The sequence below is a fragment of the bacterium genome (assembly GCA_024228115.1).
Lineage (GTDB): Bacteria > Myxococcota_A > UBA9160 > UBA9160 > UBA6930.
Genome location: JAAETT010000573.1, coordinates 1 through 10,982, shown reverse-complemented (window position 1 = coordinate 10,982; position 10,982 = coordinate 1). Strand labels below are relative to the sequence as shown.

The following is a 10,982-nucleotide window of genomic DNA, read 5'->3' as shown; positions in this document are numbered from 1 at the left end:
TCCGGTCGAGCCGGGAGGGCGTTCGCCCTGGGTCAAGGACCTTTCGACCCGGAAGATCTGAATCGGAATCCGGAACGGCGGGCTGCGTCGCCCCCCGGCCAAATGATCAGATTTCTACGCTTCTGAGTGAGCGTCTACAATGAGCAGGCCCAGAGCGGCGCCTCCGGTATCCGCTGCCCGGTGCATGCCAAAGGCAAGCCCGCGATCGGAGGCGTCGATCGAGTCCGCGATCAATGCGTCTCTCGGTGCGGTTCGAACTCCCTTGCCGACGCGATCGGCCCAGCGCGCGCCGGCCACCATTCCCCAGCTGCCCGCGAGGAGGAAGAGGGGCTTGGCGAGAGCGGAGAGGGCGTAGCCGCCAACCGCCAGCGGCTTTCTGGCACCCAATCGATCCGAGAGATTGCCGAAGAACACCTTGAGCAGGCTGGCGGTGGATTCAGCTACGCCCTCGATCAGGCCGATCACCGCTGTGCCGACGCCCAACACGTTCGAGAGAAAGAGCGGGAGAACGTTCATGATCATCTCGCTGGAGACGTCCATGAGGAAGCTCGTGCCCGAGAGTGCCCAGAGATTGCGCGGGATCTTGCGCTGCGGTTGCGGGGACTCGGTCTCAGGCATCACGGAGGCTCGGCTTGTCCGCAACGAAGAACGCGAAGTCCCTACCGAGCGTGCGTGTTTCGACGATCTGGAAGCCCTGCACCTCGAGAGCTTCGCGGAAGCGGGCGAGGTCGAATCGATCTTCGCGCGGGTGCTCGAAGAGGCGGGCCCAGAGACGATGCTCGAGTGCGTGTGCGAGGACCTCCTCGCCGTAGAACCTGCCTCCGGGCTTGAGCACCCGGTAGATCTCGCGGAGGGCGTCGCGCCAGACGGGGATGTGGTGAAGGATGCCGAAGTCGAAGGCCGCGTCGTAGCTCTCGTCGGGGGCAGTGATCTGCGTGGCGTCACCCACGGCGACACGCACGGCTCCACCGCGCGTGGCCAGGCGACGGCCGGCCAATTCGACCATCCGCGGATCGAGATCGAAGGCGTCGACCCGATCGGCACCGAAGCGGTCGAGGATGATCTCTGCGCCGATCCCTCGGCCGCAGCCCACTTCGAGTGCCATGCCGCCGTTCATAGCCCCGCCCATGTCGAGGAGGCGTTGGGCCTCGAAATGCCTCTGAATGGCCGTGCGCACAGGGTTGTTCATCGCCAAGGTCTCGAATCGATTCAACAGCATTGCGTCATCTCTTCCTGGGCGCGGGAGGCTTTTTCGTCTGGGCTTCGCCCTCGAAGAGTTCTCCGAACAGCTCTCGGACTTTCTCGCTTGCTTCCCGCAGAGCACGGCGCCCTCGCGCGGTGGCCCGGTAGGTCCGGCGCGAAGATCGCCCCGATCGCTGTTGTGCGGAACGCAGCAGCCCCCTCCGTTCGAGGCCGTGGAGCAGCGGGTAGATGGTTCCGGGGCTCAGCCGATAGCCGTGTCGCGAGAGTTCTTCGATGATGCCGAGGCCGAAGATCGGCTCCAGGCTGGCATGATGCAGGATGTGGAGTCGGATCAGGCCCGAGTAGAGGTCCCTGTCTCCCCGATTGTCTCCGTTCTGTGCCACCGGTCGTCTCCAGCTCCGAGTGGAGTGACGAAACAGATTGAGTGACCAGTCAAACTATATATCGAAATCCGTTATCGTCAACCGATATAGAGGGCCAGCGGGAAACGGCTCGAGTCGTCACTCGAGCCTTGATCTTTCGCTCGGCATTTCGGGCGTACGCGGCTCCTTCCACGGATCTTCACGCTTCGCTCTCTGCGCCATGGTTACGGGCAACGGAAGGACAGACCGGACGAGAGGACTCGGTATCCTGTCCGCAGTCATGACGGATGAACGCGACGCCAAGCACGCTCTACCCCGAGCTCTCCAGCAAGCCGGCGGCATGCGGGAGGGCGTTCCGCGTCGGGTGGCCGAGGAGATCGGTGTGCCCGAGGCCCATGCCCATGGGGTGGGGACCTTTTTTCACATGCTCGCACGTCCCGAGGCAAGGCTACGGGTCTGCACCGGTCTCTCCTGTCGGATGGCTGGAGGCGACCGCGTGCTGAAGGCAGCGCAGGAGGCGGGCATGCCCGTGGAGGGTGTGTCCTGTCTCGCCGGTTGCGATGTGGCACCCGCTGTTCTGCGGGAGAGGCGTGTGCTTCCGGATGTACGCGCCCAGGACGTGGAAGAGGCCAAGGGCGATTGGCAAGCGTTGATGTCGCGGGGCGGTCTGAGCGAGGAGAGCTGGTGCGGGCATGTCTGGCCCGAAAGGCCGGACGCCGAGGGGTTGGCTCTTGATCTCCACGGCGCAATCGATTTGGACGGAACGGCGCTGCGGCGAGCGGAAGAAATCGGGCCCGAGCGCGTGATCGCCGCCATCGAGGAGTCCGGTCTGCAGGGACGCGGTGGTGCAGGCTTTCCGGCGCACATCAAATGGAAGGGCGTGCGGTCTCAGGCCGAAACGCGGCGCTACGTCGTTCTGAACGCCGACGAGGGCGAGCCGGGGACGTTCAAGGATCGTGAGCTGCTCGTGCGGCGGCCGGATCGGGTGATCGAGGGGCTCGTGATCGCGGCACGCGCCGTCGGAGCCGAGGCGATCTGGCTCTACCTGCGCGGTGAGTTCGAGGTGCCCTGGCGCGTACTCGAGGAAACCCTCGAAGCTTTCCGAGGCGCCGGGTTGCTCGATGGGCTGGAGTTCCATCTACACGCGGGGCAGGGAGCGTATATCTGCGGCGAGGAAACAGCGCTGCTCGAGGCGCTCGAAGGGAAACGGGGCATGCCACGACACAAACCGCCGTTCCCGACCGAGGTTGGGTTGTGGGGCAAGCCTACGTTGATTCACAACGTGGAGACGATCGCCTGTGTTCCGGGGATCGTGATGCGCGGTGGAGCGTGGTTCCGGGGGCTCGGCCGAGAAGAGCCGGGCAGCAAGCTGTATTGCGTCAGCGGTCATGTCGCGCGGCCTGGGACCTATGAGTTGCCGCTGGGCGTGACGCTGGATGAACTCGTCGAGAAGGCAGGAGGTTACGTCGGTGAGTTGTTTGCCTTCAGCCCGGGGGGTGCAAGTTCCGGCTTCCTTCCCGCCAGCGAGCGGGGTCGGCCGCTTGATTTCAAGTCATTGAGCGAAGCGGGTACCATGTTGGGTTCGGCGGGCGTCGTGGTCTTGAACGATTCCTACCCGTTGCGCGAGGCCGTTCTCGATCAGCTGCGTTTCTTCGAGGCGGAGAGCTGCGGGCAATGCGCACCATGTCGGATCGGCACCTATTTCCTCCGAGACGCCCTCGAGCGTCGACTATCCGCCGAGGCGAACCAGACCGATGCGCTGCGCAACGTGTCCGAGGCGTCGTGGCAGATGAACGAAGGTTCGATCTGCGGGCTGGGGCAGGCGGCGCCGCTACCCTTGACGAGTGCATTGAAGCATTTCCCCGAAGAGTTCGGTGGCCCGGAGGCAGCTTCGTGAGCCAGCAGCCTCGCATCACACTCGGCGGCCGGGCGCTCGTTTTCGAACCCGGCGAGACGTTGCTCGACGTGGCCACGCGCAATGGCGTCGAGATTCCGACGCTCTGCCATGATCCCCGCCTAAAACCAGTGGGAGCCTGTCGTACCTGCCTAGTCGAGATCGAGGGCTGGCAACGGCTTGCGCCGGCTTGTGCAACGCAGGCCCAGGCGGGCATGGTCGTGGCGAGCGAGAACGAGCGCATCGATCGGCATCGCAAGAGCTTGCTCGCGCTCTACATGACGGATCATCCCCAGGAAGAAGAACCCGCGAAAAGCGGAACGCCAAACCAGCTGCTGGCAATGGTGACGGAGTTCGAGGCGGCTTCGGATTGGGGACGCTTGTCACAGAAGCGTGCCGGGCGGCCCGGGGATCGCAATCCCTACATCCACTACGACGCCGATTCCTGCATCCTGTGCGCGCGTTGCACCCGATACTGCGATGAAATCGAGGGCGTCAGTGCGATCGCCCTCGCCGGTCGGGGCTCCGAGACGACGATCTCGACGGCGGATGAACTCTCGCTGCTGGACACGACTTGCGAGATATGCGGTGGGTGCATCGACGTTTGCCCGACCGGGGCCATGGCTGAAAAGATGCCGCTCGTGCAGGAAGCCAGGCCCGATCTTCAACTCGAGACGGTGCGCACGACATGCAACTACTGCGGCGTCGGCTGCCAGATCGATCTGAATGTCGACCGTGCGGGTGAGGACGGGCACGGGCGCATCGTGAAGGTGACGAGCCCGGAGCCCGGCACGACGACGAACGATGGCAACCTGTGCGTGAAGGGGCGCTTCGCCTACGAGTTCGTGCATCACGGCGATCGCCTGACAACGCCTCTCGTGCGTGGGAAGGACGGCGAACTGCACGACGCGAGCTGGGAGGATGCGCTGCGCATCGCGGCCGACGGCCTCATGGGCGTGCGGGAGCGGCACGGCGCGGATGGCCTGGGATTCGTTTCGAGTTCGCGTTGCACGGGCGAAGAGAACTATCTCGTCCAGAAGGTTGCGCGGGCTGTGTTCGGAACGAACAACGTCCATCAATGCGCGGCCACCTGACACGCTCCCACCGTGGCCGGTCTGGTCGCGACCTTCGGAGCGGGAGCGATGACGAACTCGATCTCCGAGATCCGGGATGTGGATTTCCTGTTCGTCATCGGCAGCAACACGAGCGAGGCGCATCCCATCATCGCCATGGAGATGAAGCGCGCCGTAGCCCAGGGCGCGACGCTGGTCGTGGCCGATCCGCGGGCGATCTGGATGACACAGATCGCCGAGAAACACCTCCAGCTGAAGCCCGGCACGGATGTCTGGCTGCTGAATGCGATGGCTCACGTCATCGTCGCGGAGGGCTTGATCGACGAGTCTTTCGTTTCGGCGCATACCGAGGGCTTCGAAGAAGTGCGTCGAACGGTGGCGAAGTACACACCCGAAGACGCTGAGTCCATCACCGGAGTTCCTGCCGAGGATATCCGTTGGGCTGCACGACGTTATGCGACGACGGACAAGGCGGGCATCTACTATACCCTGGGTATCACTGAGCACTCCCACGGGACGGACAATGTCTATGCCTTGGCGAATCTGGTGCTCTTGACGGGCCACCTGGGCCGGCGCTCGACCGGCTTGAATCCGCTGCGTGGCCAGAACAATGTACAGGGAGCGAATGACGCGGGTGCTTCGCCGGTCTTCTATCCGGGATACCAACGTGTGGACGATCCGGAGGTGCAGGCCAAGTACGAAGAGGCTTGGGGCGTCGAATTGCGTTCCGAGCCCGGCTTGAACCTCAATCAGATGATGAAGGCGGTCGGCAAGGAGATCTTCGGCCTGTTCGTCATGGGCGAGGACGTGCTGCTCTCGGAGCCGAACGTGCTACGGCTGGAGGAGGCTCTCAACGCGAACGAGTTCCTCGTCATCCAGGACGTCTTCCTCAACGAGACGGCACGCTTTGCTGACGTGATCTTCCCGGCGACCGTCTTCGCCGAGAAGGACGGTGTGTTCACGAATTCCGAGCGGCGCGTGCAGCGCGTCCGCAAAGCCGTGAACCCGCCTGGCCAGGCGCGTGCGGATTGGAGGATTCTGGTCGACCTTGCCCAGGCATGCGGCACGATCTGGAGCTTCGACGGACCGGGCGAGATCTACGCAGAGATGGTGCGCGACGCACCGAACTTCTCGGGCATCAGCTATGAGCGTCTCGAGAACGAGGTGAACCACGGCATGACGGGTCTGCAATGGCCCTGCACGACGCCCGAGGATCCGGGGACAGTGTATCTGCACGAAGGTGGCGTGCTGCGGGGTAAGGGTCTGCTTACTGCGGTGGAGTATCGGCCGTCGATGGAACTGCCCGACGAGGAATATGGGCTGCTGCTCTCGACGGGTCGCACGCTCTACCACTACAACGCTGCAACCCAGACGCGGCGCGAACCCGGCCTGAGCACGAAGCAGCCCGAGGCCTTCGTCGAGATCCATCCGAGTGATGCGCGCAAGCGTGGCATTGCGGATGGCGACCGGGTCGAAATCCGCACCCGCCGCGGCGCGGTTCAGGCTCGGGCGATCGTCTCACGCCAGGTGCGCCCCAGGTGCATCTGGACGCCGCTCCATTTCAGCGAAGCGCGGGCCAATGTCTTGACCAACGATGCGGGCGATGCGGTTACCGGCACGGCCGAATACAAAGTCTGCGCAGCCGAGGTGAGCCGGGTCGAGGGCGGCGGGGAAGAGGAACGCTTTCCCGGAAGCTTCTATCGTGAGAGTGGCCCGCCCCGCTAGCAACCTCGTCTGCCTGCAGCGATTCGGGTACTGAAGGAATCGAAGGGAGGTTCGCATGGCCGATTCGACAGAGGACCTGATCGCACGTCGAGAGCGCATTCTCGGAGTAGGGGCACCGCTCTTCTATGAACGGCCGCTCCATGTCGTTCGCGGCGAAGGGGTCTACCTCTTCGACGCTGACGGCAAGCGCTACGTCGACATGTACAACAACGTGCCGTGCGTGGGGCATGCTAACCCTCACGTCGTGGAAGCGATGCGAAACCAGGCCGCGACGCTCAACGTGCACAGCCGCTACCTGCATGAGGGCGTGATCGACTACGCAGAGCGTCTCGTCGCCAAGCACGACGCATCGCTGGAGCGCATCGTGTTCACGTGCACTGGGACCGAGGCCAACGAGGTTGCAATTGGCATGGCTCGGCTCGCGACCGGTGGTCGCGGAATCATCTGCACCGATCGGGCGTACCACGGCAACACGGCTCTGGTCAGCAAGCTCACCTGGGCAGGAGGCAGGAAGGATCCGGAAATCCGCTCCGTTCGGTTCCCTCAGTCGTTTCGACCGATCGAAGAAGGCGTTTCGGAAGGGGAGCTCGCCGATCTCTATCTGGCCGATGTCGAGGACGCGATCGAGAGCTTCGTAAAGGAGGGGGTTCCTCTGGCGGGTATGCTGGTCTGCTCGCTGCTCGCCAACGAAGGCCTGCCAGACATTCCCGAAGGCTATATGGCAAGGGCGGCCAAGCTGGTTCGCGATGCTGGCGGCCTTTTCATTGCCGACGAGGTGCAGGCGGGGTTCTGTCGGAGCGGGCGATGGTGGGGCTACGAAGCCACCGGTTTCGTGCCGGATATCGCGACCATGGGAAAGCCCATGGGGAGTGGGCTTCCCCTTGCGGGCGTCGTGGCGCGCCCAGACCTGGTCGACACGTTCCGCAAACGCTCGGGCTATTTCAACACATTCGCAGCGAGCCCCTTGCAGGCGGCAGTAGGGTCGGCGGTGCTCGACGTGATCGAGACGCAGGAGCTTCAGCAGAAGGTGGTGGAGGTCGGCACCTATCTCAGGGAGAGTCTCGAGAAGATCGACTGCGAAGCGATAGGCGACGTTCGCGGACACGGCCTCTTCATCGGGCTCGATTGGGTGAGTGATCGTGAGACGAAGAAAGCCGACCCTGAAGGTTCGATCCGGGTGGTCAACCGGCTGAAGGAGAAGGGATTCTTGGCGAGCAACGCCGGTGCCATGTTCAACGTGGTCAAGCTCCGGCCGCCCCTGGTGTTCGAGCGCGAGCACGTCGATCAGTTCCTGGCCGCGTTCGACGAGACGGTTCGGGAACTCTACTAGCTCATGGAGTATCCGGATGGCGTGATCCGCGCGGTAGCCGACCTCGCGCTTGCCGAGTGGGATGTCGGCGCGCCCAAGGTCGAATTGGTTTCACGAAGTGAGAACGTGGTGTTTCGTGTCGATACGCAGGATGCCCGGACCTTTGCATTGCGTGTCCATCGCCCCGGCTATCACACGCTCGCCGAACTGGAATCGGAACCGCTCTGGACGACGGCATTGGAAGAGGCCGGAATCGGGGTTCCGCTTGCCGTACCAACCCGCAGCGGTGGTTACTACGCGGTCGTCCGAGTACCCGGTACCGACGAGGTCCGACACGTCGGTCTCGTCCCGTGGTTCGAGGGCGCGCCGCTCAGCGAGGCGATCGAAAGGTCGGCAGATGCGGCCGAACGTGATTCGCAGTTCGAGCAGCTCGGCCGTTTGATGGCGAAGATGCACGATCAGGCCGTTGCCTGGCAGCCACCTTACCACTTCGAACGGCACGCCTTCGATGCGGACGGGTTCATGGGTGAGTCCCCTTTCTGGGGCCGGTTCTGGGACATCCCCCAGCTCACGCCTGACCAGCACGAGACGCTGGTCGATGCCCGCAGCCGGATCCACGCCCAGCTCTCGGAGTACGGAAAAGAGCGCGGCACCTACAGCGTGATCCATGCGGATCTCAGGTCGACCAATGTCCTCGTCAATGGCGACCGTGTCTTCGTCATCGATTTCGACGATGCGGGCTTTGGCTGGCATCAATACGATCTGGCGGTCGTGTTGTTCGACTACGTGACGACGCCGGATTTCGAGCCGATCCGAGACGCGTTGATTGCGGGGTATCGATCCCAGCGAGCGATCTCGGATGAAGACCTGGCGCTCCTGCCGATGTTCGTGCTCCTCCGTATGCTGGCCTCCCTGGGCTGGCTGAACGATCGCCCCGAAGTCGAGCTGTACAAGCTCCTGCCCGTCTTGATCGAGCATTCGTGCGCTCGGGCCAGGGAGTTCCTCCTGGATTCGTAGAAGCGGTTTGCGGTGGTGCGGCGCTTGGCTCGACTCCGCGCATGGTCGGATTGGTGGCGAGCGCGCGCTGGACGCGGACGCTCTCTCTCGTCACCGCCGCTGGCGGAGGTGGCCAGCGATCAGACGCTCTTCGAGATCGCATCCATCCCAGCCCATGCATCCAGGTACATCAGGAGATCCAACGCTTCTGGCTGAGAGGAAAACTTCACGATGACGACGCCGGTGCTGATGTCGATGTAGATCGTTTGACCGTGGATGCCAATGGCGAGGATGACGCCACGCTCCGGATCCGCGACCCAGAACTGGTTGCGGTAGTGGGCGCCCGGCATGACCGCGCCGTATTCACTTTCCTTGAAGACCCTCCTGGTGTGGGCATCTGCGTTTCGAATGTCGTCGATCCACGCCACAGGGACGATCTGTTGGCCGTTGAAGTGGCCCCGTTGAGCGATCATCTGGCCAAAGCGCGCCAGATCTCGCGGGCAGGCACTCATGCCCGCACCGACGTACGGGAAACCCGTCCGGTCCACGACGATGGAAGCATCTTGGTCAGGCCCCAGCTTGGACCAGATTTCGGTCTGTAGGAGTTCGTCCAGCCTTCGGCCTGTGGCACGTTCGAGGACCATCCCCAGCACATTGGTCAGTACCGTGCGGTAGTGGAACTTCTCACCGTCGAGTTGCTCCGTCTCTCGTAACGACCTTGCATAGTCGAGCAGGCAGCTGGCTGAGTCGGCGTCCAACAACGCCGGGCGCCAGCCGACCACAGCCGTCTCGATCCAGAAATCCGCGCTCGAGTCGGCATAGTCCTCCCCGTATCGCACGGCTGCTGTCATATCCAGGAGATGACGAGTGGCGGTTGCGGAGAAGGCCGTTTTCTCGAACTCCGGAATGTAGGTGGACACGGGCCGGTCGAGATCGATTGATCCGTCCATCACTGCGATTCCCGCGAGGGCACCCACGAAGGATTTTGTCATCGAATTCATGAGGTGGTGGCCGTCCGCCGCCATCCCGTTGAAGTACTGCTCGAAGACGATCGCACCGTCCTTGGCTACGAGGAAGGAATCGGTGTAGGTGTTGGCGAGCATCTCCTCTACATCGCGGCGCTCGCCCTCGAGCCCCGTATAGGAGATGTCACCCAGTTCTCCCGCCGCGCTGCCGAAGCTTGTCGCAGGATGACTCCCACGGCGGATACGGGCTGTCGGGAACAGCGACTGGATGCGTTGGAAGCTCGAGCGGTTGAATGGGGGGAATCCCCAGTTGTCGGCGGTTACGTTGGCGTTCGTCATGGGCTCGAGGCCTCTGGGTCGTTCGGGGGATGGTTTCCCGATGGAGATGCGGACGGCGCTTCGTTTCTAGTGTCGTACCGTCAGTAGCCCGTCGCGGATTGCTCGGCCGCCTTCGGGCTCGAGAACCTCGAAGCGCACGGTGTCGCCCCGCACGGGGCCGATGCGCAAGCTGAGGGTCGAGGGCATTCTCACCATGGCTCCGAAGCGGGCTGCAATCCGCGAGATGCTCTCCGCATTGCTGCCGAAGCACTCGGCGACGACGCGGGATACCGCGAGCGCCAAGGTTGCGGTGCCGTGAAGGATCGGCTCGGGAAGGCCCGCCGCCCTGGCGAAGGCGGAATCCGTATGAATCGGATTCCAGATCCGCGCGCACTCCGTGTAGACGAGGGCTGCGTTCGGAGCGACGGGAATCGAGTGCTCCTTCGCCTCGTCGCCTGCCGGTGCGGGCGGGGGAACCTCGCCGAGTCCCTCGAGCGAGCGGTCGCCGCCCTCGACTTTGACACCGCGGTAGAGGGTGCCGTACCAGGTCGTCGAAACCGGCTGGCCGTCCGAAGCCGTGGTATCGAGCTTCACCAGCAGGTAGGCGCCGGAGCGACGTGCCTCGACCTTTGCGATGGTGGCCCGCGTCGTCAGCTCCATGCCGGCACGGACGGGGCGGTGGAGTTCGAGATCGTGACTGGCGTGGACGCCGCGGATGCGGTCCGCGGTTTCGAGATCCGTGGGGATGCAACGCGGGTCCAGGAAGAGCGGCCACTCGAAGCAAACAGGAAAAAGGGGGTGGGCCAGCACGTCTGAACGCGCCTGGGTGTCGAGGTACACCGGCGCCATGTCTCCGAGGCCGGCTGCATAGGCCATGGTCCAGCGCGCATCGATCGCGTGGACGACCGGCTCGCCGCTGCGCCCGACGATTTCCGAGGAGATCGGCACGGCCGGATGCTAGCCAACGCAAGCTGGGTCCGTCCCGCCTGCTTTGCCTGCTAGTGATGTGATTCACGCTGTTGGGGCATTATCCAGCGCGCGCCTGGCTCTGCCAACCTTTTCGATGATCTCTTCTGCTGTCTTGGACCAGACGAAGGGAGTGGGATCATCGTTGTGTCCGTCCACGTAACTCATCAC

The 10,982-nt window shown here is 63.6% G+C and carries 10 protein-coding genes; 5 read left to right on the top strand and 5 right to left on the bottom strand.

Features of this window, described 5'->3' with window-relative positions:
• Positions 1-114 precede the first annotated feature (114 nt).
• From GY937_23735 to GY937_23725, 3 genes are read right to left on the bottom strand one after another with little or no spacing between them, the layout of a single operon-like run.
• Positions 115-618: an MFS transporter gene (locus GY937_23735; protein ID MCP5059726.1), complete on the bottom strand. Its 504-nt coding sequence runs from the start codon at positions 616-618 to the stop codon at positions 115-117.
• Complete coding sequence (locus GY937_23730) at positions 611-1,213, bottom strand: class I SAM-dependent methyltransferase (GenBank protein ID MCP5059725.1); 603 nt, start codon at positions 1,211-1,213, stop codon at positions 611-613. The genes GY937_23735 and GY937_23730 overlap by 8 nt, the downstream gene beginning before the upstream one ends.
• Positions 1,214-1,223: 10 nt before the next feature.
• Complete coding sequence (locus GY937_23725) at positions 1,224-1,586, bottom strand: PadR family transcriptional regulator (protein ID MCP5059724.1); 363 nt, start codon at positions 1,584-1,586, stop codon at positions 1,224-1,226.
• A 259-nt stretch (positions 1,587-1,845) separates the two neighbouring features.
• Between GY937_23725 and GY937_23720 the strand changes: the two genes are divergently transcribed.
• From GY937_23720 to GY937_23700, 5 genes are read left to right on the top strand one after another with little or no spacing between them, the layout of a single operon-like run.
• Complete coding sequence (locus GY937_23720) at positions 1,846-3,462, top strand: NADH-quinone oxidoreductase subunit F (GenBank protein ID MCP5059723.1); 1,617 nt, start codon at positions 1,846-1,848, stop codon at positions 3,460-3,462.
• Positions 3,459-4,553 carry a 2Fe-2S iron-sulfur cluster binding domain-containing protein gene (locus tag GY937_23715; protein MCP5059722.1) on the top strand — a complete coding sequence of 365 codons (1,095 nt, stop codon included), beginning with the start codon at positions 3,459-3,461 and terminating at the stop codon, positions 4,551-4,553. Before GY937_23720 ends, GY937_23715 begins: the two co-directional genes overlap by 4 nt.
• 12 nt (positions 4,554-4,565) lie before the next feature.
• A complete protein-coding gene (locus tag GY937_23710; protein ID MCP5059721.1) occupies positions 4,566-6,257 on the top strand; it encodes a molybdopterin-dependent oxidoreductase in 1,692 nt (563 codons plus the stop codon).
• 55 nt (positions 6,258-6,312) lie between these two features.
• The gene (locus GY937_23705; GenBank protein ID MCP5059720.1) at positions 6,313-7,587 is read left to right on the top strand and encodes an aspartate aminotransferase family protein; all 1,275 of its coding nucleotides are present in this window, start codon (positions 6,313-6,315) and stop codon (positions 7,585-7,587) included.
• Positions 7,588-7,590: 3 nt separating this feature from the next.
• Positions 7,591-8,583 carry a phosphotransferase gene (locus GY937_23700; protein ID MCP5059719.1) on the top strand — a complete coding sequence of 331 codons (993 nt, stop codon included), beginning with the start codon at positions 7,591-7,593 and terminating at the stop codon, positions 8,581-8,583.
• 119 nt (positions 8,584-8,702) lie between these two features.
• On the opposite strand, the gene GY937_23695 is transcribed toward GY937_23700, so the two are convergent.
• Both GY937_23695 and GY937_23690 read right to left on the bottom strand, forming a co-directional pair.
• Positions 8,703-9,866 (bottom strand): serine hydrolase, encoded by a 1,164-nt coding sequence (locus GY937_23695; GenBank protein ID MCP5059718.1) that lies wholly within the window; start codon positions 9,864-9,866, stop codon positions 8,703-8,705.
• 66 nt (positions 9,867-9,932) lie between these two features.
• Complete coding sequence (locus GY937_23690) at positions 9,933-10,793, bottom strand: hypothetical protein (protein ID MCP5059717.1); 861 nt, start codon at positions 10,791-10,793, stop codon at positions 9,933-9,935.
• Positions 10,794-10,982: the final 189 nt, after the last annotated feature.